Below are 22,305 nucleotides of genomic sequence, written 5' to 3'. Positions count from 1 at the left end.
GAGATGGGCGGCTGGAAGCATGTGACCCGGGCTCGCGGTCACCGGGCTTGCGAGGGCCTACGGCGATGCGTAGTGCCGGAGGACGGCTTCCCACTCTTCACCGCGTGATCGCACTGAACCGCCGAACGGCCAATCGAGATGACATGTAAGGGCCCACGCGGCGTCACCCCGGCCCGGGCCCTACGCCTCCTGACGGCTCAGCCATTCCTTCTCCTGACCCGGGTCGGGCAGGACCTGGCCGCCTTCGACAGCGGAACGTGCGGGACTGTCCTGGATCACCACCAGGATGCGGCGCTCGGGGATCCCGGTGACGCGGGAAGCGGCCGCCGACAGCTCGAGTGCCAAGCGGGTCGTCTCCTCCTGCGGGTGGCCGCGGCGAGCCCAGCCGCCGATCAGGAGCGGCGCTCCTGGTTCTCCACCGACGTAGACGCTGTCCTGAGGCAGCTCGGAGAAGACCACGTTGACGTAGGCGGGCGGGACGTGGTTGATCTCCGCGTGGATCCTGGTGATCTCGGTAGCCAGTGCGCCCTTGGCGTCGGCCCTCAGCGTTCCCTGGGCGGTGGTGCAGGTGTAGATGGGCACGTCGACTCCTGAAATGTGAGAGCGGCGGGCGTGCCCCCAGGACATCAGGGGCACAGCCGCGTTGGGGATGCTTCGTTCTCGGGGGACGGGCCACCGGGGTGGCGGCTGGTGGCGGGGCCCTCGTGGCGTATGGGCTGACTAGTTGCTGTGGTCGATGAGGGTCTTGAGGTCGGTGACCGTGTAGGCGAGGTCGAAGTGGAATCCCCTGCCCGTGCGCTGGATGGGCAGGTCGGCGAGTTCTTCGCCGCGGGCGGGGAGGAAGGCAAGGTCGGCGGTGCCGGCCCAGGCGTCGCTGACGGCGGCGCCGTCCAGGACGGACATGACCAGTTCGTGGACGGCGGGCTTGTCATGTTGTCCGGCGGCCAGGCGGGGGAAGTGCCGGAGGTTGACCACGGGGCGGCTCATCAGGGCGGCGGGGTCGAGGACCGGCTGTTCGAGGGTGATCTTGGCTTCGGCGATGCGCTGTCCGGCGGCGGAGGCGGTGGCGCCGAACTGTCCGCCCGGGCCGAGGACAGGGGTGCCGGGACCGCCGACGGAATAGGCGCGGGTCTGGTGTACGGCGCCGAGCTTCTTGGGGAAGCCCTGGACCCAGCCACGGGCCATGGCGGAGTCGTTGTCGACGTAGATGTAGGGGCACCAGGCCACCGGCGCGCCGTAGTAGTGGGCGTCCAGGGTGACGAGGAACTCCCGGTACTGCGAGCGTGCGGGGTCGAGGTACTCCAGGTCCGTGGAGGAGTACTGCCAGTCGATGAACATCGCGACGCCCCGGCCGGCGGAGTCCGGATCGGAGGCCAGACCCTCGGGCAGAGTCGCTGCGGCGGCGGCCGGGTCGGTGAAGAACTCCACACCCACCACGGTGCCGGCGTAGTGCCACGGCGGGGCGGGCGCCAGGTTCGCGACGCCACCGGGAGACAGGGGGACGGTGTAACCCTTCATGCCACGTCCTTCGGGAAGAGACTGGAGTGAAACGATACGTAGCGTTTCATCGATGAACGCGACGCTAACACACCTTGACCCGCATACGAAACGATACGTATCGTTTAACTCATGGCACCCGTCTTCTCTTCAGGTCCGGCGGCTGGGCCGCGCTCCCTTTCAAAGATCCTCGACGCGGCACGTGACGTCCTGTCGGGACAGGGATACCCGGCGCTGACCATCGAGGCCGTCGCGGCGGCCGCGGGCGTCGGCAAATCGACCATCTACCGCTGGTGGCCCAGTAAGGAAGCACTCGTCGCCGACGCGCTCGCCGAGATCTTCCGCGCCGAGGAGATCCCCGATCTTGACGACACCCACGCCGAACTGCGTCACGCCGTCGACATGACCATCGACAACTACGCCAACGAGGACATGGCCACTTCGCTGCCCGCACTCGCCGGTGGCCTCCTCCCCCACCCCGAACTCATGACCCGGTTCCGGGAGGCTTTCCTGTACCGCAAGCGCGAGAACATCGCCGCAGCACTGCGCCGTGGAATCCAACGCGGTGACCTGCCCCACGACCTCGACATCGATCTCGTCCAGGACATTTGGGCCGGCACCATCCTCTACCGGCGACTCATGACCGGCTCCCCCCTCGACACCGACCTCGCCGAACACCTCGTCCGACTCGTCACCAACACTCCCCCGCTGCTCCCCCACCGAGAAGCAGGGGTGCACCCGAATACGAACGCGTGACACGGGCTGCGTGCAGGAGTCTGCGGTGCGGGTGGCGCATGCCGAGCCGCAGCCACGTCAGCTCTCGTTAACCCGATTGCCGGATGGGTCCGCCCGACTAAGGTGCGGGCGAGGGAGGTGGGCCGATGGGTGCGTCGATGCTCTACGAGGTGCTGGAACCGCTGCCGGACGCGCGCAGCGCTCTACTGTTCGCTCGTCAACTGCTCGCCCGATTCGGCGCCGGAGCGCCGGACCTGCCTGCCCTCTGCTTCAACGACATCGCCACGCAGGAACAGTTCCAGTACGCCCGGCAGTACTTCACCTGCGGTACTTTCCTTTGCTCACAGCGGGACCTCCAGGACTCGCGCGTCCAGGAACTCTGGGAGACCCTGGACCGCTTGGGCTTCCGCGACACGTCCTTGGGCTGGGTGGAGACGGAGCTGCAACCTGAACTGGCGTCCCTGTGGCCCTTGCCGCAGGGAGTGCAGTTCCAGCTGATGCAGGGGAAGACGCCCTCCACCTTTCCCCTCCGTGACTGCGACGAGTGCACCGAGACGGAGATCGACGGCGCGGTCGCGGCCTGCGGCCCCCTGTCCATCGGCATCTCCTGGTTCTCGGCACTGCGCGGCCTACCGAACCCCAACCTCTGCGGCGTCCAACTGTGCCTCAACAGCACATGGACCGAGCAGTGCAGTGAACCTGATCCAGGCAGGCACACCGTGTACCTGTCCATCGGCACACGTAACTCCGATGCGGACGCACGGGATTGGCTGCAAGACACCGGACTTCGTTTCGGGGAAGCCCAACTGGGTTGGTAGACAGTTCGCCAGGCCCCTCAGGCGGCGAGGAGAACGGCTACCCGCCCACGGTGAAGACTCACGCAGCACTCCCCGAGAACCCAGCGCCACAAACCGGCGAACCCATGTGGTCACGCACTGGAGCGGGTGCCGAGTTCAGGTCTTCAGCCGCGCTCGCGCCTTCGGGAGTGGCGCCAGGCCGTCGAAGATGATGGCCAGCATCCGGTCTCGTACCTCTCCCTCGAGGTGAGCCTGTGCGGAGGCTCGTGATGTGGCAACGAGCAGGGCGTACACCTCGGGCAGTTCGACGTCATCTCGGACGGCGCCGGCGCGTTGGGCATGCTGAAGCAGAGCACCGACGGCTCGACGCAGTCCGTACGATGCCTGAGCCGCGTCTCCGCCGTTGTCACCACCGGCCTCGAACAGCGCCTCGGTTATGGCGATTTTACCGGCCGCGTCGGCGACGAGGTGGCTGAAGAAGTCGAAGAAGGCCGCACCCGGGTCCGGGGCGTGATACAGCGTTTCGGCTTGCTCGCGCAGGCGATCGAACCGTTGCACGAGAACGGCCTCCAGCAGCGCCGCTTTGGTGGGGAAGTGACGGAAGACCGTGGCGATGCCGACGTTGGCCAGGCGGGCCACCTCCTCGGTGGACGCAGACTGGCCCCCCTTACCGAAGACTTCTTCGGCGACGTTCAGGATCCGCTCGCGGTTCGTTCGCGCGTCAGCGCGTTGCGGCCGTCTGCCGCCCATGTCTCGGTTACCTGAGGTGCTCATGGCGCTTTCACTCGTATCTCGCCGTATCCCGCCGTATCTCGCTATCCGAAGTCACGACTCCGTATACTCGGAGTCCGCACTCTGGATAGTAGTGCGACACCACTGCACGTCGGCGCCGACGACAGGAGAGTGCCATGACCCAAGTCCTCAGCCCGCGGGAAGTCTTCCTCGCGCTCGTGAACGGTGTTGCGGAGGGCCGTTGGAGCGAACTGCCCGATCTGTACGCGGAGCAGACCCACGTCGTGCACCCGTTCGACCCGCTTCGTGCCGCTGCGCTCCGTACCCGTGACGAACTGCGCCAACACTTCAGGCCGACCGACGCGGGCCCCCGGCTGCAACGTCGGGCAGCCAACATCACGATCCACGAGACGACCGACCCCGAGGTCATCGTCGCCGAGTTCGAGTACCAGGGAACAGTCGCGGAGACCGAAGAACCCTTCGTGCTGCCCGGCATCTTCGTGCTGCGGGTGCGCGACGGTCAGATCATCAGTTCCCGCGACTATTTCGACCATGTCACCGCCGCCCGAGTCCGCGGGCAACTCGACACACTTGTCGAAGCCGTGCAGGCGAGCAGTACCACCTCGGCCTAGAGCATGGACCGATTCAGATCTTCATCGGAGGCTGCGGAGACGGATGACCGCGCCGCGTAGGACCAGGGCCCGTACCAGGCGCTGTGGACAAGGATCGAGACGTACTGGGTGAGCGGTTGGGACGGGGCCGGGGTCTGGCATCGCGCCCACAGTCTGGGCTTGTTGATCACGGGAGTGGTCGCAAGCGTGACCCTGGCTTCGAAGGACCCGGTGGCGAGTGCGTTGACCGAGGTCAGTGTGTACTACCCGCCTGCCGTAGCGGTTGCTTGCGGTTGTCCCTGAGCCTTCCGCTCCTCCATCGAGAGGCTCAGCTTCGCACCGCGGTCCCAGCGGATCCCGAAGGACACCGGCTTCCCCGGAGCGCAGCCAGTGCCCTTGAGCGTGATCGTGCCGCCGGGCACGGTCTCGCCCGGCGAAGCGACCAACGACTTCGTGGACTCGGTGACCCCGGGCTGGAGTGCGCTGGGCGCCGTCGGACCGGGCGCGCTGGATCCGGAACGCCCGGAGCCGACCAGAGGGAGGACGGCCAGAGGGAGGACGGCCAGAGGGAGGACGGCCAGAGGGAGGACGGTCACCGCCATGGCCGCAGCCGCGACCGTCGCGGCCTCACGGAACGTACGGCGACGCCGGGCACGGCGCCGCAGGTCAGCGACCGGCGGTTGCCGTGAGGCCCGGGTGCCCTCCTCGACGAGATCGCGAAGACTGTGCTCAGGGTCGGCCATGGCGGGACAGGGCCCAGCTCACGCCGCAGACGATGGGTGTCGCCGAGATGCTGCGCCGGGTGCCGGTGAACCAGCGCCCCGTGCTGTTGCTGCTGCGGGCGCTGGGCACCCAGGCGCAGCAAAGCCGGAGCGCGTCGGCGCAACCTCCGGATCTCGCTGACCGCAAGGTTGATCGCCACCCGGCGCACCCACAGCTCCGGCACGTCATAAGCCTGGATCCGGGGCCAGCGGTCCAGGGCCCGGATGAACGCCTCCTGCACGACGTCCTCGGCCTGCTCGAGACTGCCGGTGACCGAGAACAACTGACCGACCAGGCGCGCGTACGCCGACTGGTAGAACTCCTCGAAGCCCGTCAGGTCGGCCTGCCGCCCTCGGCCACCGTTGCGTTCACGTTCCACTCAACTGGCGCCCACCGGGGTCGCCTCCACGCGCTTCTGAGCGGGAGTCAGCGCCAGCCACGCAAGTTGCGCCGGTGGCCCTGCCTTCCGCCTTCAACTGCCCGACCAGCTTGTTGGCCTTGGTGACGTGGTCCGCGGTCGGACCACCGGACGACGCCTTGATTTCTATCTGCATCTTCAAGAGCAGTTGGTTCTCCTCGGACATCTGGGACTTGGTCCCGTCGCTGGAGGACACCTTCGTCTTCGCGGGCTGCTGGGCCGCGGTCTGCGACTGCTTGGTGCTCCCGCCACAGGCTTGACGCCGAAGGACGCCCCCGGCTTCGCGGCAGCCGTCTGCGACTGCTTGATGGCCTGACGCTCGGTTCCGTGATCGGACGCGGCGAGCGCCGTAGTGGCCAACACGGCGCAAAGACCCCCGGTGGCCACGCCGACAGCGGCAAATCCCCATGTGCAGTGCTGCATAGTCGATCCTTCGTTCGTCCTGGAGGAAGGGTCCGACGGCCTGAACCACTGGGGCGAGCCCCACCGCCGTCTCACCACCCCCACGCCACAGACGTCCGCCCAGCACACACAGCACGACCCTTCGTCATCAAATCGTGACGAAATACGAGTGCCGCGGCCAACGCGGATGGCCCAAACAGCAGTTGCCAGTGCTGGACTACCGAACAACCGTCATCTTTCCGCGTCACCCGTGGAACGATCCTTTTCTTCGCCCTCTTCGGACAGGCGCCCCGGCGAAGCCGTAGAGCGGTAGAGCGGGGCGACGGACAGGTTTCGCGAATCCTGCCGTGCCTCCCTGCCGGGTGGGGACGCCCAGCCGACGGAGCCTGTTTGCGCAGACCTGTCGTGCGCCTTTCCCACGGTTGGTGGGACAGGCGATTAAATACCGGAGCATGACTACAGAGCCGCAGCGCTTCCGTATCTTGTTGGTACCTGAACACATCGAGGGCAGAGGCGGCGCCTCTGTGGAGGACTCGGCCGTGCGATCGGCGGTCGTCGAAGCGACGGGCGAGACGGGCGCCTCGGGCTACCCCCGCTACGCAGGGGACGGGATCGTGGCCGACATCGACCCCAGTACACGCACGGTCGAGGCGGTGCTGGTCGATGGTTCAGAACTGGACTACGGGCTGAACGCCAGGATCGCTTCCTGATCGTTCCTGGTCTCCCGGTGGCGCCACGTAGCGAATGCCACTGCCTGATCGATGGCCCGTTGAACGCAACGGGCCATCCAGCAAGGTGCCAGAACATTCGGGAGCGCCGACTGACTTCGTAACCGACAGCCGCCACTGCTCGTCGCCGAGTTTGGGCTCTCCGAGCCGAACGGAAGTTCGCGCAGCGGCGCGCTTTCTGCGACGGAAACTGTTCGAGCCAGCGCTTTGCGCACGGCTCCAGAGGGGACGTCGGACTGCACACAGGGGCACGACGTAGGTTCCGAACACCCTTTGCCTCCGGCATTCACTCCCGGGGCGTACTACTTTCACCCGTTCACCCGGTTGGAGTGCTGGCCGAGCCTGCCGGTGCGGACGCCTGAACAATCCGTGTCATAGGTCTCACGGAAAGCGAGAACGGCATGCCAGCATTTCCGGTCCCGGGTTCACGGAGCCGAATACATCGCGTGCACGTCATGGCGGCCGGGTGCGCCGTGGCCTTGTCCACGGTCCTGGCGGTCCCTGTCGCCGCGGACGCCGGCAAGACCACAACCACGGCCACGACCAAACCCACGATCGTGCTGGTGCACGGGGCGTTCGCGGACGCCTCCAGCTGGAATGGGGTAGTCGAACGGCTCGAACGCCGCGGCTACACGGTCATCGCTCCCGCCAACCCGCTGCGCGGGCTGTATACCGACTCCACCTACATCGCCTCCGTACTGGACAGCATCAAGGGCCCGATCGTGCTGGCTGGTCACTCATACGGCGGCGCCGTGATCAGCACGGCCGCCGCGGCCAACCCCCGGGTGAAGTCCCTGGTGTACGTCTCGGCACTGATGCCCGATGTGGGCGAGAGCGGAATGTCCCTGGGGGCCAAGTACCCCAGCGAACTCGGCACCGCCACGAAATCCGTTCCCTACCGGGCCGGTGGCGTCAGCGGGACAGACTTGTATCTCAAGCCCGACAGGATCCATGCGGTCTTCGCCGCGGACCTGCCGGTCAACACCGCGAGGGTCATGGCGGTCACCCAGCGACCTGCGGCAACGACCGCGTTCTCGGAGACAGCCAAGGTGGCCGCCTGGAAGCACATCCCGTCGTGGTTCCTCGTCGCGAAGCAGGACAAGACCATCAATCCCGATCAGGAACGCTTCGAGGCGAAACGCGCGGGTTCACACACCGTGGAGATCAACTCCTCCCACGTGGCCATGATCTCCCACCCCGACGCGGTCACCGCCCTCCTCCTCCAAGCCGCCACTGCGGCCGATCCCGCCCGGCCTGCGCTGGCCGCCACCGGAACCACCCATGACGCCCGGGCCGAGACCGCACTGACCGGCATCGCCGCCGGCACCTTGATCGCCGGCACCGGAGCCATCCTCCTGGGCCGCCGTCTGAGGCGCTCCCGGCCCTGACAATCCTCCGAGACGGCGTCATCCCGCGGCTGATGGAGAGAGTGGCGGGCGAGCAGCGTGTGTGGGTCCGCCGACCGTCCGGTCGGCGGACCCGGTGATCAGCAGCGGTCAGCTAACGGTCACGGAGTCCTTCGCGGCGGAATGACGTCGGGGACGGCTGCGGGGACGGAGGAACATGCGGCCTCCCGGCGGCGCGAGAAGCGCGATGGTGACGGATTGACGGCAGCACGGCCAGTGCCGGGCCGCGGTCGGTCCCAACGGGTCGCGCTCCAGGGGCGGTTGGCGGGACAAGGCTAGAGGTCTCGCTGATACCAGGTGCCTGGCTTGCCGCCGACATCGGCCGGGTCGGCAGGGCCGACCGGGACGAACCCGGCTTTGGTCAGCACCTTCTGTGACGCGGCATTCTCGCGTGCAGTAGCCGCCCTGAGTGTGTGCAGCCCGTGCCGCGTCGCCGCCAGCTGGCACAGGTTCCGGACAGTCGCGGTCGCCACGCCCCGCCCGGCAACGTGTTGCGCGACCCGGTAGCCGAGTTCCGCGGTGTGATCCTCGATGTCGACCAGGTTGAACCGGCCGAGCACCGAGCCGTCTTCGGCGACGAGCACATAGAAGGCGCAGGTGTCTGCCTCCTGCTCAGCCAGCAAGGCGTTGTACCGGTCGGTGAACTGGTCGAAGTAGTCGTCGCCGCGGTCGGAGACCGCGGCAGCGAAGTAGGTGCGGTTCGCCAGCTCGAAGGCCAGGACCGCCGACGCATGGTCGGCCTGAAGCCGCTGCAGCTCGGGCATGGCTCGACTCTACCCAGATGGTGCGCTGAGGCCACCTGGGTTTCCGCCGGGCCCGCCGGCCTGCCTGGCGCTTGGCGAACGTCATGTGGGCACAACGGCCAAGCGACACGGCGGTGCCGGCAAAGTGGAATCTCCGTGGATGCGTTGAGTACCCACCCTTCGAGACCGTGCCCGGACTGTGGTGCGGTATCCCGTCGGGTGCACAGCCGCTACCGTCCCACTCTGGCCGACTGCCCTGTAGGCGGTCGTCCGTGGCTGGTCCGCCTGACCGTTCGCCGGTTCTTCCAGGATGCTCCAACCTGCCTGGTTTGTAGGTTCGTTGAGGAAGGCTAGGCCTGACGGAACGCCACCACCAATACTGAACTACGGAGCCGGCTCCGAGCTGTCGCGGCAGAGTTGGGTGGCCGGGTCGGTCGGCGCACGGCTGTGAAGGAACCATCGTTGTCGATGTCGATGGCCGACACCCGGTCGACGTCCTTCCGGACCGGACCTCCGAGACGCCGGTCGCTTGGTTGCACGATCACCCTGGGGTCGAGGTGATGTGCCGTGACCGGGCAAGTGCCTATGCCCGGCCCGTCAAAGAAGCCGCCCCGCAGGCAATCGAAGTGGCAGATCGCTGGCACCTGCTGCGCAACCTCACGCTCGCGGTGGAGAGGACCTGCCATGAGCATCGCCCCTGCCTGCGGAAGTATGCCGAACGCACCCAGCGGGCCGGGCCGAGGATGCCAGCGCAGGAGGCCCAACCGCCGACCTTGATCGTGGACCGGTTCGTACGGCGCCACGAGGAGATCAGCCGGATGGTCGACGTCGGCTACCCGCTGAGCGGGATCGCCCGCCGCTTCGGGCTGGACCGCAGGGCCGTGCGCCGCTACCGCGACACCATCTTCGACGTCCTGCTCGCATCCGCCCGCGACCGCAGGGACGTACCCTTCGACCGGATCAAGCCGTATCCGCAGGCCGAGTTCGCCGCACACAACACCCGTTGTTCCATCCCTGCGCCCCGCAAGATCACCGGGTGGACCATGCGACCACATGAGAACCTCCCACCGCGAGAAACGCACGCCTCCGAGCGTGAATTCTCACCCCACCGTGGTGCCGACCCCCGTGCCGAAACTCACCTCGGGTCGCGCGGAGATGCGTTGCGCAACCTCCAGATTTCCTTCCACTGCCGGGCGTGATCGGCCGCCAACAGCGGGTCGGGCGCTTCGGCCCGCCGCACCGCGAGGCTGACCCCGCATTCCCTGCACAGCTGATGGATCCGGTAGACGCCGTCGTGCCAGGCGCTGGTGTTGTCCCGGCTTCCGCACACACGGCACGTCAGCGCATGAGCTTCATCGGGCGGGACCGACGAACTGAGCACCCGCTCGACAACCACTGGCAGCGGCTCGTCGGGATGGATCGTCGGCTCGGGACAGTAGGCGATGTTCCCCCACCCACGCTGCCAGCCCCGCCAGGACTCGTCGGCTTTCACCTGCCGAAAGCCGCGCGCTTTGTCCGCTCGGCGACTGTTGGCATAGGCACGTTCGTCAGCGAGCCAGAGCTGTCGGGCGTGGTGCAGCTCCTCGACGGCGCGTATCAGGGAGCTCGGATCCTTCTCCAGATTCTTGGGAATCCCCGCACTGACGCAGAGGTGGTGATAGGTGGCTCGGAAGCCATAAGGCGCGAAGTGGACGAGGCAAGAACGCAGATTTGTATGCCGGACACGCGCGGGCCGGCCCTCGTCGTAGACCCGTCTCTGGTGCGTGTTGAAGCTGCTCATCCCAGGACGCTGCGGCCTGCCGAGCCCGCATCGCACTTCACTTTGGCGGCCCAAGGTCTCGCCCCGGCAGTGCCCTTCACGAAAATGCTGCCGGAACCAGATTCAAGTAGCCCCACCAACGTCCTTTACCTGGCGAGCACATGCGGGCGGTGGAGGACTTCCTGCCGCTCAGCGCGTGAGAGACGGCCGGCACGATGCCGCCCACGAGGTGCGCGCCGGGCACCGGCAACGGACTGTGTCTCTAGTCGGTGTCCGTCGCCGCCAGCACGGCGATCCGGCGGCAGTCAGGGGAGAGTGCGGCTAAGCCGTAGTCGGAGCCGATGTCGTTGTGGAACCAGTCGGTATCGGCCTCGAAGTGGAACCATGTGCTCTGCCTGGCATGGCGCTCCGCCTCGTCCGCGTTCGCGCCCTCCGGAGCGCCGCTGAGATCTACTCGTAGAGGCCATCACGCGATGCGTCGCGGCACGCCTGGAGTGCCGCGACGCATCGCTGTGTTCATCGAGAACCGGATATCCTCCGAGCGCATTTTGATCCTCAGAGGTATTTGCGATGCAGAACACGCTCCAGGCTGATCAATCGGAGAACCGATGACCCCCTTCGATCGCATCGTCAATCCAGCAACCGTGGTCGGAGGGAGCCGGTGAAGGCAGACCTACTGAGGACGGCGTCTGTGAAGACGCTGAGCTATGCCGTGACGGTCGGCTTGGCCAGCCTGCTCAGCTATTGGCTGACCGTCACCATCATGTCGGACGTCCATCTGTCACACGAAGACGGTCGACTCGGCGGTATGTGTGCCGTGATCGCCACGATTTTTGTGCTGCGGGCGAGCCGGCAGAAGAGCCTCCATGCGGCGTTCGCCCGCATGTCGGCGACGCTCGTGAGCTTCGCGCTGTGTCTGGCCTACTTGGCGATCTGGCCCTTCCACCCCTGGGGCCTCGCTCTGCTTGTGGCGATCAGCGTGCTGATCCCCGGACTGATCGGCCAGCCCGACGCCGAGGTGACCGCGGCCATCAGCACCACGGTCATCATGGTCGTCGCAAGTCTCAGCCCGCGGGAGGCATGGAAGGAGCCGATCCTGCGACTGGCCGACACCATCATCGGTGTGGCGGCCGGTGTCGCTGTGGCGATCCTCCTGAACGAGATCGGCAGAGGGAGGCGGGGAGGCCGCCGTTCTCAGCACGAAGGGCCGCAGGCAGATCCGCCCGGCTGACCTCCTGAACATCGCCTCGATCTCCGGGCGCCGCGTCGTTCGCCCTCCGCGCCACGCACGCCTCAGTCGTTGGCGACCCGGCATCGCGGGCCCTGCTCTCCCGGCCGGCCGCGCCGACGCCGAAGCCATGGAGTTGTCACACCATTTCCCGCAGGTGCGGTTCCCGTGACGTGCAGTCGCCACTAGCCTCGTGCTTTCACGAGATGGGATGTCCGGCAGGTGATCGACTGAAGGAGAAGAGCCTCTGCCCAGCGAAAACGAGCATGGCCGAGGTCCTCCTTCCGCACCGGTCGGGAGCACTTCTCCGGTGAGCAACGGCTGTGCCGCCCGAACGTACGGCGGCTCGGGAGTTGGTCCAGTTAGAACGGCGGCGACCATCGACCTGCCCAGGCCGCTGTGTATCCGGCTTCGTCTGAAGGCCAGACGCGTACTCCGGGGAACGATGGGTGGGGCCACATGTGGCCCACCCACTCGCATTCCGGGATCGCGCCTTCCCAGTCGTCGACGCAGCGATCGGCCCAGTCGCGGCCGATCAGCACCGGCCGGGTCACCAGTCCGCGTGCCGTGTCTTGCACTCGCAGGACCAGGCCCAAGTCGTTGATCCCGGGGTTACCGCGCGGTCCATAGGACACGCCGCCCATCGAGTCGGGGAGATCGAACAGCCAATTCTCCAGCTCGGCCGGGTCGCCGCCGGCCAACTCCATCCCGTTCAGCATGATCTGCGGCCCGCGAACGGCATCAGTCGCAACGCAGAACAGTCGGCCGGAGCCATCGAAGTACTCGTAGACGGTGGGTTCCGCCGGGCTAAGCCCCAACTGGATACCCACGACCTCTGGGCGAAAGGGCTCCGCCTGGAACCGGCGCAGCTCAGAGGCCTCCGGCAGCGCCGTCGCGGCCTCATCCATGCTCATGCCGAACCGCAACGGCCCGACGCTCTCCAGCGGTGTGAGCGTCCAGACCGACCGAGCCCTTGCGGCGGCCTCTTGAGAGCCTTGCGACGTCATCGCGCCTATCCCCCTCTACCCACCCCGCGCCTCGACGAGGTGAACTGTCCCTCAGGTGATCAGCTAACCGAAAAGTGCCTCTGACCTGCAAGAATGAGGATTGTCGAGGTCCCTGTTCCCGCACCGGCCGGAGGCACTTCTCAGGTGAGCCAGCGTATCGGTTCCTACCCGCGGCTGCGGATGTCGGGTGGCGGCAACGGGGTGATCACGCAGGGCGGCGGGGTGCTGCTGGTGGAGACCGCCCGCCGGACCGGCTTGGACGCCGCGCTGTCGGCGGCGCTCGCGCCGTGGCGAAAGCCGCGGGCGGTGCACGATCCGGGCAAGATCCTGCTTGACCTTGCCCTGGCGGTCGCGCTGGGCGGTGACTGCCTGACGGATGTGGCGATACTGCGGGCGGAGCCTGGAATGTTCGGGCCGGTCGCTTCGGACCCGACTGTGTCCCGGTTGGTCGACACCCTCGCCGCTACCGGTCCCGGTGGACTGGTGGCCTTGCGGAAGGCACGGGCCGAAGTCCGCGAGCGGGTCTGGACGTTGGCCGGTGAGGCGTCGCCGCACGCAGGCGGCCAGGTGATCGTGGACATCGACGGCGTGCTGGTTCTGGCCCACTCGGAGTATCAGGACGCCGCCGCGACCTGGAAGAAGACCTTCGGACACCACCCGCTGTTCGCGTTCGTCGACCACGGTTCCGAGGGCTCCGGCGAGCCGGTCGCGGGCCTGCTGCGGCCTGGCAATGCAGGCAGCAACACCGCCGCCGACCACATCGAAGCGGCCCGCCTGGCGCTGGCTCAGCTGCCGAATAGGCACCGGCGCGGGCGACGGACCCTGATCCGCACCGACTCCGCCGGCGGCACCCACGACTTCCTGAACCGGCTCACCGCACGGGGACGTTGGCTGTCCTACTCGGTCGGGATGGTCAATACCGACGCGATCCACCAGGCCGTCCTCCTCGTCCCCGCCGCCGCTTGGACGCCCGCGATCGAACCGGACGGCAACGTAAGCGACGGAGCCTGGGTTGCAGAGCTCGCGGGCGACGTGCTCAATGGCTGGCCGAAGGGCATGCGGTTGATCGTGCGCAAGGAACGACCACATCCGGGCGCCCAGTTGCGGATCACCGACGCCGACGGCATGCGGATCACGTGCTTCGCGACCAACACGATCGACGTTCCGATCGCGCGGCTGGAGCTGCGGCACCGCCAGCGGGCCAGGGCCGAGGACCGCATCCGTGCCGCCCGCGACACCGGACTGCGCAACCTCCCTCTGCACGACGCCGCCCAGAACCGCGTCTGGCTGGAGATCGTCCAGATCGCTCTGGACCTGCTCGCCTGGCTGCCGATGCTCGCCCTCAGCGGCGCAGCCCGCCGATGGGAGCCCAAGCGATTGCGGCTGCGGCTGTTCTCCGCCGCCGCTCAGCTGGTCACCACCGGCCGCCGCCGGCTCCGTCCGGCCCGCCACTGGCCCTGGACGCACGTGATCACCACCGCGTTCGAGCGGCTCCAGGCGCTACCGAACCCCGGCTGACCAGCAACGGCGCCCCGTCCCGACGAGACACCCCCTGCCGGAGCCGTGGAATCCGGCGCCCACCCGACGCGACAGCCCGGCCGCAGCCATGCCCACCATCAGCCCGAACGGCCGAAACGGCCCGCATGGCAGACCGACGGACGGTCACGAAAGATCAAGGCTAGTGTCTTCTTCTGCCCGACCCCCTCTTCGATCTCGATTCCTCGATCTCAGCACTCGACGTTTCTGCCGGCGCTGGAGCCGACGCCGACGCGGACTTCGATTCCGCCCTGTCGACGTCATCATGGACGACTCCTGGCGGCGGGGGGGCGGTGCCCACGACGGGCGCCGTCCGCCCGGACCGTCCCACCGCGCAGCGGAAGGTTCACCGTGACTCCGCGGCACTGGTTTCGTCGTACCGCACCGGATTTCCGCCGTAGCGTACGGGGATTTCGCCATACCGTATTGGTTCGGACGGAAACCGTCTCCTACCGTTCAGCCCTGCAGACCCTTGGCACGACGGCCTTCTTCCTGGCCTCGGCTCCTGCCCGGGTCGGGGTGGCCATGGCCGGCCTCGGCATCGTCTGGCTGGTCCATGCCGAGACCGGGTCGTTCGGGGTGGCCGGCTTGGTCACTGGCTCGTTCGCCGTGGCGGAGACCCTGGTGGGCCCGCAGACGGCCCGTCTCATGGACCGTTTCGGACAGCCGCGCGTCCTCGTCCCCCTCCTGTGCGCTCACGCCGGTGCGATCGCCGCCCTGGTCGCGCTGGCCTTGACGGGGGCGCCGGCGCTCCCGCTGATGGCGGCCGGCCTCGCCACCGGGACGACCATCCCGCAGTTCGGTGCGCTCTCCGCGGCCCGCTGGTCGGCCTTGCTGCACGGCAGGGCCGAACTCACCCCGGCCTTCGCACTCGAAACGTTCAGCAACGAAGCCGCCTTCCTCCTCGGCAGCCGGGCTCCTGTACGGACTGATGAGCGCGGCAAGCCTGCTGGCGGGTCTGGCCTACGGGCGACACCGCCGGCACACCCCGCCCGCGGCCCAGCTGCCCCTGATCCTGACCTTTCTCGCCTGCGCATCGCTGCTGCCGCTCCTGGCCAACTCCCCCTGGCAGCTCGGCCTTGCCCTCCTTCTCCCCGGTGCGGGCGTCGCTCCGTGCATCATCGTCTCCTCGACGCTTATCGAGTCGGTCATGGACCGGTCGGTCCTGACCCAGGCCTTCACCTGGACGAACTCCGCGAGCGCGGCGGGCATCGCCGTCTCCGCCGCCGCGGTCGGCCGACTCGTCGACGGTCCAGGCGGCCCACGAGCCAGCTTCATCATCCCCTTCCTCGCCCTGACCGCAACTGCGGCCCTGACCTGGTCCAGCCGTCACGCACTCACTACGGGTGACACGGCATCCGGACAGACGCCGTCGACCGGTAGTGGTCGGCCGAGGGGGTGATGTTGGTCCAGCCGGCGTGACGGCGTAGACCGTCTTCGTCTGGACGTCGCCCGTCTTGGTGTAGACGCGACGTCGCTTGATCTCGACGGCTCGGAGGGCGTGAGGAAGAGGCTTGGAGGGCGTGGGGGAAGAGCGGTCCGGCTTGGACGGTGCACACCTTCAGCCGTAGGGCCTCGCGTCGGCGGTGACGACCACGCGGCGCAGGTCGAAGCGGGCCAACAGCGCGGTGAACGCCGGGATCTCGTTGCTTTTGGCCGCTACCTGGGGCTGGGCGATGACGGTCTGGCCGCCGTGCAGGGCGGCAGCTGGCGGGGGAACCGCCGTTTTGCTGCCGGCGCGCGAGCCGCGCACCGCCTGGCTGTCCGGGTCGAGTCCGGCGCGGACCTCCGAAGCGGTGTCCGCTGCGTACCCAGCGGTCTGCGCCTGGAAGCGGGCTTCGCCGAGCACCCTCGTCAGGCACAGGGCCGGCAGCACGCCGAGGTGGTACCGGCGCCCGCGCACACGGCGGGGATCAGGCTCGGCGGCCGGCACCTCGGATTGGGATTCCCGGCCCAATGAAGCTTTCTCAACGTGATGATTTCACCGATCGCCCTGGCGCAGTGCCCGCTGCGGCTGGCCCGGGACGTAGTCCCGGAGGACAATGAGGACACGGCCTGGATGGATCTCGTCCGATACTTCTGCGATCGGAGGGAACGCGGTGGGAGACCAGGAGACTCGAGCGGCGCTGGACCGGCACTGGGCAGCGTCTGCTGCCGGGGACCAGGACGCCGAGCACGAGATCTATCACGACGACGTCATCACTGACTATCCCCAGTCGGGTGAGCGCATCCACGGTCGCCGCAATCTACAGGCGCTGCGCTCACACCACCCGGCCAAGCTCAGCTTCACCGTCCGCCGGATTCTCGGTAGTGGGGATCTGTGGATCACCGAATATGTGATCGACTACGACGGGAAACCGGCATCCACGATCAGCATTATGGAATTCCACGACGGCAAGGTCGCCCACGAGACCCAGTACTTCGCGGAGCCGTTCACTCCGCCCGCCTGGCGTGCCAAATGGGTGGACTCGATGCCCCGGCTCTGAGTTCTTTCTTTGACCTTTCAACCGCTGCAAGGCGTTGATCGTCTTCTCGACACAGCGCCACCTTGCGGACGTACACCGTAATGCGCGCCCCTGTGACACGAGTTGTTCCACACTCACGAAAATAGCGCTTCAAGGTCCTTGTTTTTGCTTCCTCCTGGGAGTTCGTGTCCGAGTGTGCACCCTCTGGATCGCGGACCGCGACGATCCGGCTGAATTTCAGAATGCGTGCCGGTATGTCTTGGGCGGGAAGCTCGATTCCGGCGAGCGTGTTCGAAGAAGTGGGGTCCTGGACCAGGGCAAGATCCGTCAGGAACCGGGTGTCTTCAGGGGTGGCTCCCGTCCAGACTCGGTGCCGGCCCGGCAGATAGAGCAGTCCGTCGCCGGAACGACCTGCATGCCGTACGGCGTTGCCGATGGCGATCACATCATCGTGTCGACTTTGGGGCATCCGCAGGTAAAGGCTCGGCGGGAGGAGCGCGGCCAGCACCGCAAGGGCTGCGACCCACGAAGTCCGAGAAGACGGCTGCCGTCTGTGGAAACGATCGATCCCTGCACCCAGCAGCAACGCGAATCCGATACTGCTGTAGAGAACGTATCGGTCGACAAAAAGAGGCTTGACCGGTGAGAGAAGCAGCAGCAGGAGGCCGGGGAGTACGAGGATCGGCAGGGCCAGGGCCGGCAGTTGCATCGCCCCCCTGACGTTCATCGGACGCCGGACACATCTCATGCCCACGGTCACCATGGCCAAGAACCCCAGAAACTGCACCGGATCGGGCCAGGCGATCCAGGAAACCTGTCCCGACTCCCCCGAACTGCGGATGGCCAGCGGCAGCAGCCCGACCACGATGCACGCGACGGTCACGCTCCACGCCCTCAACGCTGGACGTGGAACGCCGGATACGAGCAACGTGATGCCGTGTGCGGCCAGGGCGAAGACAGCGAACTCATGGAGCAGACAGGCAAGCAGCATGGTGGAGCCGTAGGCCGTCCACCGCCACCGCGTGTGGCGTACGACGCAGGCGACCAGCGCATAGGTCGCCCAGGTGACGAGGGCGCACACCATGGCGTAGGAACGGCCTTCTTGTGTGTACTGCTGGATCTGCGGGACAAGGGGAAACACCAGTCCGGCCAGCAGCCCGGCGCGAGGTCCCGCCAGGCGTAGCCCCAGAAGTCCGACTCCGGCGGCTGCCGCGGACATCGCCAGCACCGACGGCAGCCGCAATGTCAGCAAACCGCCACCGACGAGGCCGTAGATTCCGTGCATGATGGCGTAGTAGAAGGCGTGGACCAGATCAACGTGCTGGGCGGTGCGCCATATTTGGGTCAGATCGCGGTGCGCGAGCTGATAGGTGACGGACTCGTCGCCCCACATACTGTTCTGCCTGCGGATGCCCCACAGTCCAAGCGTGAACGTCACGGTCATGGGCACCATCGCGACACAGGCCTTGGTGCGGAATCGGGTGCGGCCGCTGGAGAACAGGGCAGCCTTTGCCGGCTGCGGTGCTTGCTCACGGATGGTACTGATCTCGAACTCCAAGTCTTGGACCGCGTGGACGGGGACGCGGGAAGTGAGCAGACGGAGCGGTGAAAGCGAAGAAAAAGCTCACAGCCTCAGCTCACCGAGCAGGGCTGCGGGTCCAGGAGGGGCGACTGTCCCGGGTACGGCGGGGCCGCGGTCGTCACAAGGCATCGGCAGCAGGGTCTTTCAGAGGCAACAAGGGCGCCGTCAGCGTGCCCGGCCTCTGCTGACCCGATGCTGACCCAACCTGATCACGGCATCAGGAAGCCGTGCGGGGACTGTGCGACGCTGCACAGCATGCGCATCTTGGTGATCGAAGACGAGATGGATCTCGCTCGGACCCTGCACACCGGTCTGACCGCCGAGGGCTACACCGTCGATCTCGCCCACGACGGACGACAGGGACTGTGGATGGCCCGCACCGGCGAATACGCTCTCGTCGTCCTGGACCTGATGCTGCCCGGACTCAACGGTTACAAGGTGTGCGCCCAGCTGCGCCGCGAGGGCAACACGACTCCCATCCTGGTGCTCACCGCGAAGGACGGCGAGTGGGATCAGGCCGAGGCCCTGGACACCGGGGCCGACGACTACTTGGCCAAGCCGTTCTCCTACGTGGTGCTCGTCGCGCGGCTGCGCGCCCTGGTGCGGCGGGCTCCCACGACCGCACCACCGGTCCTTGCCGTGGGCGACCTCTCGGTGGATGTCGCCACCCGCGTCTGCCGCCGGGCCGGCACCCGGGTGGACCTCACGCCCCGCGAGTTCGCGGTGCTGGAGCTGCTGGCCCGCCGGGCGGGACAGGCGGTCTCGAAGGATGACCTGCTGCATCATGCGTGGCCCGACGAGGCGTGGGACCCCAACCTGGTGGAGGCGCGCGTCAGCGCGCTCCGCAAGAAGGTGGACGCCCCGTTCGACCGGCGGTCCCTGCAGACCGTCCGGGGTATCGGCTACCGGCTGGTGGACGACCGTGAACGCGCTTGAGCCGCGGCGCCGTTGGTGGCCGCGTTCGGTACGGGCCCGCGCCGCCCTCGCCGCCGCCTCGGCCGCCGCCGTCGTCCTGGTCGGCATCGGCTGGTGGGTCCACCGTGACGTGTACCGCCAGAGCATGGACACCACCACGGCGCAGGCCCAGGAACAACTCTGGGGACTCGTCGGGCAGTTGGAGCAGGGGGTCGCTCCTGACGACAGAAGTGCCCTGCCCTACGAGATCGTCGCCACCGGCCGCCGCTCGTCAGTCGCCCACAGCTTCGTCATGGACGGCTTCGACTCCGGAACCCGGCACGTGCTGCCCGCCCCGCCGGTGGCCGGACAGCCCGAGTGGAACATCCGTACCGTCCGCATGCCCGCGCGGCACGACGACGTGTACGGCAGTGCCGACCTGTCCGACCGGACCTTCCGGGCCATGACCGCCGACGTCGAGGCCCGCGCACTCGGCCATGCCAAGGCCGCCGCCCTGGGCGTCACCGACGACGCCAGGCTACGGGTCTACGTCGTCCTGGCCCCGCAGGCCGCCGAGGCGGTCGTCACGACCGCCGACGGCCTGCTGCTGCGCGCCGGGATCGCCGGTCTCGTCCTGATCGCCGCTGTCGCCTACACCGCCACCCGGCTCGCCCTGCGGCCGGTCGAGGCCATCCGCGCCCGCACCGCCTCGGTTACCGCGACCGACCCCCGCGAACGCGTCGACGTCCCCGACACGGGTGACGAGATCGCCGCCCTGGCCAGCACCATCAACGTCACCCTTCAGCGCCTCGACGACGCCGCCACCCAGCAGCGGCGCTTCGTCGCGGACGCCGCCCACGAACTGCGCAGTCCCCTCACCACGCTGCTGGCGAGCCTGGAAGTCGCGCTCGCCTATCCCGAGCGCACCGACTGGCCTGCCGCGACCACCACCGCCGCACGGCAGACCCGCCGGCTCCAGGCTCTTGCCGAGGATCTCCTGCTCCTTGCCCGCCTCGATGCCCGCGTCCCGGTGGCCAGGCCCGCCACGGTCGACCTGGCAGCTCTCGCCTCCCTACTGACCGAGCAATACCCGCTTGCCGACCGTCCGTTGTCCCTCACATGTGACACCACTGGTCCCGCACTCGTTCACGGCAACCGGAACGAACTCGAGCGGCTGCTGCGCAACCTCGTCGACAACGCCGTCCGCCATGCCGCGGAGCACATCCTGATCACCGTCCGGAATCACGGCGGCTGGGTCGTCACCACGGTGCGCGACGACGGACCGGGCGTGCCCGCCGGGGACGTTGAGCGAATCTTCGAACGCTTCACCCGGCTCGACGACGCCCGCTCGCGCGATTCCGGCGGCACCGGACTGGGGCTCGCCATCGCCCGCGACCTCGCCCGCTGTCACCACGGCACGCTCACCCTCACGGGCCGGACACCGGGCGCATGTTTTCTGCTGCGCCTGCCCGAGGCGCCCAGCCCAGCCGGAGAATAATGTGCCCTCCGCGGTGCGAGCGGCAGGGCCTTCATGGACCGAGGCTGGAGACATCTCGCGTGCCAGGTGATCCCGCGACGCCGGGTCGTCGAGCGGACCTGGGGCCGACTCATGCACCACCGTCATCTCGCTCGCGACTACGAGACCCGGCCGCACCTCTCCGAAGCGCGGAGAGTCACGACTTCGCGGCGAGGACGGGCCCTAGTAGGTAGCCGCCGTCGGCGACGAACTCCACGCCGGTCGAGTAGCCCGCGTCGTCCTACGCGACGAACAGCACGAGGCTGCTGATCTCGTCGACGTCGGCCAGGCGCGGAATCGGCTGGTCGTCGATGCCGACGATGAGCTCACCGGTGGCACGGCAGCGGTCCAGTCCTGTTCACTGGTGACGTCGAGCTGGGCAGGTCGGCGACCTGCTCCCGTTGGCGGGCCCCGATGACCACGCGGGCGCCCGCGGCGGCGAAGCGGCGGACCATGCCGATGCCCAAGGCACCGGCGGCGCCGGTGATGATGACGGTCCTGTCGGTGAAGCGGGGCATGCGCGGATGTCCTTTCCGGTGGGTCGGCAACAGGGCGTCACTGCGAGGGTGGGGTGAAGTCGTCCCGGTCGGTGGAGAAGGCGATCTCGCGCTGGGCCTCAGCGCTTTCCAGCCGAGCGGTGAGGGCGTCGTGGACCAGGCTGTAGGCGTCGGAACCGAGGAGCTGACGCCGCGGCGGCTCCTTGAGGTCGCCGATGCGGATCATGGCTTCGGCGACTTTTCGCGGGTCACCGGGCATGGCCTCCAGGGGGACGCTGTTCTTGCCGTGGGTGAAGTCCGCGGCCTGCGTGCCGGCGTAGGCGGGCAGCGTTGAAGGGGTGATGTCCGCCGCGCCGTAGAAGTCGGTGGCGACCATGCCCGGTTCGATCAACGTGGTGTGGATGCCGAACGGCTCGGTCTCCAGGGCGTACGCCTCGAAGAAGCCCTCGATGCCCCACTTGCTGGTGTGATAGAGCGACATGGCGGGGAAGGCGATGTGGCCGCCCATGCTGGAGGTCTGCAGGAGATTGCCGCCGCCCTGGGCGCGCAGGTATGGCGTCACCGCGCGGGCGAGCTGGATGGGTGCGATCACGTTGGTGTCGATCTGGCGCTGGATCTGCTCGTCGGTCAGCTCCTCGGCCAGGCCGATGAGACCGTAACCGGCGTTGGACACCACCACGTCGATGCGTCCGAGCTCGGCGAACGCGCTGTCCACGGCCTTCCTCATGTGCGCGGTGTCGGTCACGTCCAGCTCCGCGCGCCACAGCCGGCCGCCGTGGCGCGCGGCCAGGTCGTCGAGGCGCACGGGATTGCGCAAGGTGGCGGCGACTCGGTCGCCGCGCTCCAGCAGCAGCTCGGTCATCTGGCGGCCGAAGCCACTGGAGGTTCCGGTGATGAACCAGGTCCTCATGTCGGTACTCCTCAGGTCGGGCGGTTGGGTTCCTGACCTTCACTACAGCGCTGCGCCGCGGCACGATCAACGACGAACGC

Annotated in this window: 28 protein-coding genes and 2 pseudogenes; 14 read left to right on the top strand and 16 right to left on the bottom strand. The window is 67.8% G+C overall.

Annotation, left to right across the window (positions count from 1 at the left end; all coding sequences use genetic code 11):
• Positions 1 to 180 precede the first annotated feature (180 nt).
• Positions 181 to 582: a tautomerase family protein gene (locus tag FNV62_RS50500; protein ID WP_054235726.1), complete on the bottom strand. Its 402-nt coding sequence runs from the start codon at positions 580 to 582 to the stop codon at positions 181 to 183.
• A 138-nt stretch (positions 583 to 720) separates the two neighbouring features.
• Positions 721 to 1,518, bottom strand: coding sequence for an acetoacetate decarboxylase family protein (locus FNV62_RS50495; protein WP_143630104.1), 798 nt, complete (start codon positions 1,516 to 1,518; stop codon positions 721 to 723).
• A 111-nt stretch (positions 1,519 to 1,629) separates the two neighbouring features.
• On the opposite strand from FNV62_RS50495, the gene FNV62_RS50490 reads away from it, so the two are divergent.
• Together FNV62_RS50490 and FNV62_RS50485 are read left to right on the top strand one after the other, a co-directional pair.
• Positions 1,630 to 2,253 (top strand): TetR/AcrR family transcriptional regulator, encoded by a 624-nt coding sequence (locus FNV62_RS50490; protein ID WP_143630102.1) that lies wholly within the window; start codon positions 1,630 to 1,632, stop codon positions 2,251 to 2,253.
• A 125-nt stretch (positions 2,254 to 2,378) separates the two neighbouring features.
• Positions 2,379 to 3,050 (top strand): hypothetical protein, encoded by a 672-nt coding sequence (locus tag FNV62_RS50485; RefSeq protein ID WP_143630100.1) that lies wholly within the window; start codon positions 2,379 to 2,381, stop codon positions 3,048 to 3,050.
• Positions 3,051 to 3,185: 135 nt separating this feature from the next.
• Here FNV62_RS50485 and FNV62_RS50480 read toward each other — a convergent pair whose 3' ends face one another.
• On the bottom strand, positions 3,186 to 3,803 hold the full coding sequence (locus FNV62_RS50480; protein ID WP_225900697.1) for a TetR/AcrR family transcriptional regulator: 618 nt from the start codon (positions 3,801 to 3,803) through the stop codon (positions 3,186 to 3,188).
• 134 nt (positions 3,804 to 3,937) lie between these two features.
• On the opposite strand from FNV62_RS50480, the gene FNV62_RS50475 reads away from it, so the two are divergent.
• Positions 3,938 to 4,393 carry a nuclear transport factor 2 family protein gene (locus tag FNV62_RS50475; protein WP_143604646.1) on the top strand — a complete coding sequence of 152 codons (456 nt, stop codon included), beginning with the start codon at positions 3,938 to 3,940 and terminating at the stop codon, positions 4,391 to 4,393.
• Between the two features lie 242 nt (positions 4,394 to 4,635).
• On the opposite strand, the gene FNV62_RS50470 is transcribed toward FNV62_RS50475, so the two are convergent.
• Genes FNV62_RS50470 through FNV62_RS50460 form a run of 3 tightly spaced genes read right to left on the bottom strand, consistent with a single transcriptional unit; the run spans position 4,636 to position 5,718 of the window.
• A complete protein-coding gene (locus FNV62_RS50470; RefSeq protein ID WP_143630098.1) occupies positions 4,636 to 4,974 on the bottom strand; it encodes a hypothetical protein in 339 nt (112 codons plus the stop codon).
• Positions 4,965 to 5,513, bottom strand: a complete 549-nt coding sequence (locus FNV62_RS50465; RefSeq protein WP_143630096.1) for a sigma factor — start codon at positions 5,511 to 5,513, stop codon at positions 4,965 to 4,967. Before FNV62_RS50465 ends, FNV62_RS50470 begins: the two co-directional genes overlap by 10 nt.
• Positions 5,503 to 5,718, bottom strand: a complete 216-nt coding sequence (locus FNV62_RS50460; protein ID WP_144316259.1) for a hypothetical protein — start codon at positions 5,716 to 5,718, stop codon at positions 5,503 to 5,505. Before FNV62_RS50460 ends, FNV62_RS50465 begins: the two co-directional genes overlap by 11 nt.
• 688 nt (positions 5,719 to 6,406) lie before the next feature.
• Between FNV62_RS50460 and FNV62_RS50455 the strand changes: the two genes are divergently transcribed.
• Both FNV62_RS50455 and FNV62_RS50450 read left to right on the top strand, forming a co-directional pair.
• On the top strand, positions 6,407 to 6,664 hold the full coding sequence (locus FNV62_RS50455; RefSeq protein WP_054230231.1) for a hypothetical protein: 258 nt from the start codon (positions 6,407 to 6,409) through the stop codon (positions 6,662 to 6,664).
• A gap of 473 nt (positions 6,665 to 7,137) precedes the next feature.
• Positions 7,138 to 8,070: an alpha/beta fold hydrolase gene (locus FNV62_RS50450; RefSeq protein WP_225900696.1), complete on the top strand. Its 933-nt coding sequence runs from the start codon at positions 7,138 to 7,140 to the stop codon at positions 8,068 to 8,070.
• Positions 8,071 to 8,363: 293 nt separating this feature from the next.
• Here the strand turns inward: FNV62_RS50450 and FNV62_RS50445 are convergent, their stop codons facing one another.
• Positions 8,364 to 8,852 (bottom strand): GNAT family N-acetyltransferase, encoded by a 489-nt coding sequence (locus FNV62_RS50445; protein ID WP_143630090.1) that lies wholly within the window; start codon positions 8,850 to 8,852, stop codon positions 8,364 to 8,366.
• Here FNV62_RS50445 and FNV62_RS56490 point away from each other — a divergent pair.
• Together FNV62_RS56490 and FNV62_RS50440 are read left to right on the top strand one after the other, a co-directional pair.
• Entirely contained in the window at positions 8,820 to 9,185 is a 366-nt protein-coding gene (locus FNV62_RS56490; RefSeq protein WP_225900695.1) for a transposase family protein, read from the top strand. The two genes, FNV62_RS50445 and FNV62_RS56490, sit on opposite strands and share 33 nt — an antisense overlap.
• A 104-nt stretch (positions 9,186 to 9,289) precedes the next feature.
• Complete coding sequence (locus FNV62_RS50440) at positions 9,290 to 10,030, top strand: transposase (RefSeq protein ID WP_143630087.1); 741 nt, start codon at positions 9,290 to 9,292, stop codon at positions 10,028 to 10,030.
• Here FNV62_RS50440 and FNV62_RS50435 read toward each other — a convergent pair.
• Together FNV62_RS50435 and FNV62_RS56485 are read right to left on the bottom strand one after the other, a co-directional pair.
• A complete protein-coding gene (locus FNV62_RS50435; protein WP_143630085.1) occupies positions 9,967 to 10,611 on the bottom strand; it encodes a hypothetical protein in 645 nt (214 codons plus the stop codon). The two genes, FNV62_RS50440 and FNV62_RS50435, sit on opposite strands and share 64 nt — an antisense overlap.
• 241 nt (positions 10,612 to 10,852) lie before the next feature.
• A pseudogene (locus tag FNV62_RS56485) lies at positions 10,853 to 11,026 on the bottom strand (DUF6183 family protein); the annotation flags it as partial.
• 255 nt (positions 11,027 to 11,281) lie between these two features.
• On the opposite strand from FNV62_RS56485, the gene FNV62_RS50430 reads away from it, so the two are divergent.
• The gene (locus FNV62_RS50430) at positions 11,282 to 11,821 is read left to right on the top strand and encodes an FUSC family protein (protein ID WP_054236149.1); all 540 of its coding nucleotides are present in this window, start codon (positions 11,282 to 11,284) and stop codon (positions 11,819 to 11,821) included.
• A 359-nt stretch (positions 11,822 to 12,180) separates the two neighbouring features.
• Here the strand turns inward: FNV62_RS50430 and FNV62_RS50425 are convergent, their stop codons facing one another.
• Positions 12,181 to 12,825, bottom strand: coding sequence for a hypothetical protein (locus FNV62_RS50425; protein ID WP_143630083.1), 645 nt, complete (start codon positions 12,823 to 12,825; stop codon positions 12,181 to 12,183).
• Between the two features lie 144 nt (positions 12,826 to 12,969).
• On the opposite strand from FNV62_RS50425, the gene FNV62_RS50420 reads away from it, so the two are divergent.
• Complete coding sequence (locus FNV62_RS50420; protein ID WP_143630082.1) at positions 12,970 to 14,343, top strand: IS1380 family transposase; 1,374 nt, start codon at positions 12,970 to 12,972, stop codon at positions 14,341 to 14,343.
• Between the two features lie 474 nt (positions 14,344 to 14,817).
• Here FNV62_RS50420 and FNV62_RS50415 read toward each other — a convergent pair whose 3' ends face one another.
• Together FNV62_RS50415 and FNV62_RS50410 are read right to left on the bottom strand one after the other, a co-directional pair.
• Positions 14,818 to 15,060 (bottom strand): hypothetical protein, encoded by a 243-nt coding sequence (locus FNV62_RS50415; protein WP_144316258.1) that lies wholly within the window; start codon positions 15,058 to 15,060, stop codon positions 14,818 to 14,820.
• A complete protein-coding gene (locus FNV62_RS50410; RefSeq protein WP_143630080.1) occupies positions 15,057 to 15,248 on the bottom strand; it encodes a hypothetical protein in 192 nt (63 codons plus the stop codon). Before FNV62_RS50410 ends, FNV62_RS50415 begins: the two co-directional genes overlap by 4 nt.
• Before the next feature lie 44 nt (positions 15,249 to 15,292).
• Between FNV62_RS50410 and FNV62_RS50405 the strand changes: the two genes are divergently transcribed.
• Entirely contained in the window at positions 15,293 to 15,763 is a 471-nt protein-coding gene (locus tag FNV62_RS50405; protein WP_143630078.1) for a hypothetical protein, read from the top strand.
• Positions 15,764 to 15,922: 159 nt separating this feature from the next.
• On the opposite strand, the gene FNV62_RS50400 is transcribed toward FNV62_RS50405, so the two are convergent.
• Positions 15,923 to 16,264, bottom strand: coding sequence for a hypothetical protein (locus tag FNV62_RS50400; RefSeq protein ID WP_143630076.1), 342 nt, complete (start codon positions 16,262 to 16,264; stop codon positions 15,923 to 15,925).
• 196 nt (positions 16,265 to 16,460) lie between these two features.
• On the opposite strand from FNV62_RS50400, the gene FNV62_RS50395 reads away from it, so the two are divergent.
• On the top strand, positions 16,461 to 16,847 hold the full coding sequence (locus FNV62_RS50395; RefSeq protein ID WP_225900694.1) for a nuclear transport factor 2 family protein: 387 nt from the start codon (positions 16,461 to 16,463) through the stop codon (positions 16,845 to 16,847).
• Here the strand turns inward: FNV62_RS50395 and FNV62_RS50390 are convergent.
• Positions 16,795 to 18,384 carry a glycosyltransferase family 39 protein gene (locus FNV62_RS50390; RefSeq protein ID WP_313905098.1) on the bottom strand — a complete coding sequence of 530 codons (1,590 nt, stop codon included), beginning with the start codon at positions 18,382 to 18,384 and terminating at the stop codon, positions 16,795 to 16,797. The genes FNV62_RS50395 and FNV62_RS50390 overlap by 53 nt on opposite strands.
• A gap of 279 nt (positions 18,385 to 18,663) precedes the next feature.
• Between FNV62_RS50390 and FNV62_RS50385 the strand changes: the two genes are divergently transcribed.
• From FNV62_RS50385 to FNV62_RS56480, 3 genes and pseudogenes are all read left to right on the top strand, one after another.
• Positions 18,664 to 19,344 carry a response regulator transcription factor gene (locus tag FNV62_RS50385; RefSeq protein WP_097288612.1) on the top strand — a complete coding sequence of 227 codons (681 nt, stop codon included), beginning with the start codon at positions 18,664 to 18,666 and terminating at the stop codon, positions 19,342 to 19,344.
• Complete coding sequence (locus tag FNV62_RS50380; RefSeq protein ID WP_143630072.1) at positions 19,331 to 20,800, top strand: sensor histidine kinase; 1,470 nt, start codon at positions 19,331 to 19,333, stop codon at positions 20,798 to 20,800. The genes FNV62_RS50385 and FNV62_RS50380 overlap by 14 nt, the downstream gene beginning before the upstream one ends.
• Positions 20,801 to 20,866: 66 nt before the next feature.
• Positions 20,867 to 21,088: pseudogene (locus tag FNV62_RS56480) on the top strand (hypothetical protein); the annotation flags it as partial.
• 56 nt (positions 21,089 to 21,144) lie between these two features.
• Here the strand turns inward: FNV62_RS56480 and FNV62_RS50370 are convergent.
• Both FNV62_RS50370 and FNV62_RS50365 read right to left on the bottom strand, forming a co-directional pair.
• On the bottom strand, positions 21,145 to 21,336 hold the full coding sequence (locus tag FNV62_RS50370) for an SDR family NAD(P)-dependent oxidoreductase (protein WP_143630070.1): 192 nt from the start codon (positions 21,334 to 21,336) through the stop codon (positions 21,145 to 21,147).
• A 37-nt stretch (positions 21,337 to 21,373) separates the two neighbouring features.
• Positions 21,374 to 22,225, bottom strand: a complete 852-nt coding sequence (locus FNV62_RS50365) for an SDR family oxidoreductase (protein WP_143630068.1) — start codon at positions 22,223 to 22,225, stop codon at positions 21,374 to 21,376.
• Between the last annotated feature and the right edge of the window lie 80 nt (positions 22,226 to 22,305).

This window comes from Streptomyces sp. RLB3-17, assembly GCF_007113425.2.
GTDB lineage: Bacteria > Actinomycetota > Actinomycetes > Streptomycetales > Streptomycetaceae > Streptomyces > Streptomyces mirabilis_D.
The sequence above is the reverse complement of the archived record's forward strand: the minus strand, read 5'-3'. Positions and strand labels throughout refer to the sequence as shown.

Excerpts from the sequence above, each read along its gene's own strand:
- FNV62_RS50495 (WP_143630104.1), bottom strand. The coding sequence starts at position 1,518 with ATGAAGGGTTACACCGTCCCCCTGTCTCCCGGTGGCGTCGCGAACCTG.
- FNV62_RS50490 (WP_143630102.1), top strand. The coding sequence starts at position 1,630 with ATGGCACCCGTCTTCTCTTCAGGTCCGGCGGCTGGGCCGCGCTCCCTT.
- FNV62_RS50485 (WP_143630100.1), top strand. The coding sequence starts at position 2,379 with ATGGGTGCGTCGATGCTCTACGAGGTGCTGGAACCGCTGCCGGACGCG.
- FNV62_RS50480 (WP_225900697.1), bottom strand. The coding sequence starts at position 3,803 with ATGAGCACCTCAGGTAACCGAGACATGGGCGGCAGACGGCCGCAACGC.
- FNV62_RS50475 (WP_143604646.1), top strand. The coding sequence starts at position 3,938 with ATGACCCAAGTCCTCAGCCCGCGGGAAGTCTTCCTCGCGCTCGTGAAC.
- FNV62_RS50470 (WP_143630098.1), bottom strand. The coding sequence starts at position 4,974 with ATGGCGGTGACCGTCCTCCCTCTGGCCGTCCTCCCTCTGGCCGTCCTC.
- FNV62_RS50460 (WP_144316259.1), bottom strand. The coding sequence starts at position 5,718 with ATGTCCGAGGAGAACCAACTGCTCTTGAAGATGCAGATAGAAATCAAG.
- FNV62_RS50455 (WP_054230231.1), top strand. The coding sequence starts at position 6,407 with ATGACTACAGAGCCGCAGCGCTTCCGTATCTTGTTGGTACCTGAACAC.
- FNV62_RS50450 (WP_225900696.1), top strand. The coding sequence starts at position 7,138 with ATGGCGGCCGGGTGCGCCGTGGCCTTGTCCACGGTCCTGGCGGTCCCT.
- FNV62_RS56490 (WP_225900695.1), top strand. The coding sequence starts at position 8,820 with ATGGTCGGCCTGAAGCCGCTGCAGCTCGGGCATGGCTCGACTCTACCC.
- FNV62_RS50445 (WP_143630090.1), bottom strand. The coding sequence starts at position 8,852 with ATGCCCGAGCTGCAGCGGCTTCAGGCCGACCATGCGTCGGCGGTCCTG.
- FNV62_RS50435 (WP_143630085.1), bottom strand. The coding sequence starts at position 10,611 with ATGAGCAGCTTCAACACGCACCAGAGACGGGTCTACGACGAGGGCCGG.
- FNV62_RS50425 (WP_143630083.1), bottom strand. The coding sequence starts at position 12,825 with ATGACGTCGCAAGGCTCTCAAGAGGCCGCCGCAAGGGCTCGGTCGGTC.
- FNV62_RS50405 (WP_143630078.1), top strand. The coding sequence starts at position 15,293 with ATGAGCGCGGCAAGCCTGCTGGCGGGTCTGGCCTACGGGCGACACCGC.
- FNV62_RS50385 (WP_097288612.1), top strand. The coding sequence starts at position 18,664 with ATGCGCATCTTGGTGATCGAAGACGAGATGGATCTCGCTCGGACCCTG.
- FNV62_RS50370 (WP_143630070.1), bottom strand. The coding sequence starts at position 21,336 with ATGCCCCGCTTCACCGACAGGACCGTCATCATCACCGGCGCCGCCGGT.
- FNV62_RS50365 (WP_143630068.1), bottom strand. The coding sequence starts at position 22,225 with ATGAGGACCTGGTTCATCACCGGAACCTCCAGTGGCTTCGGCCGCCAG.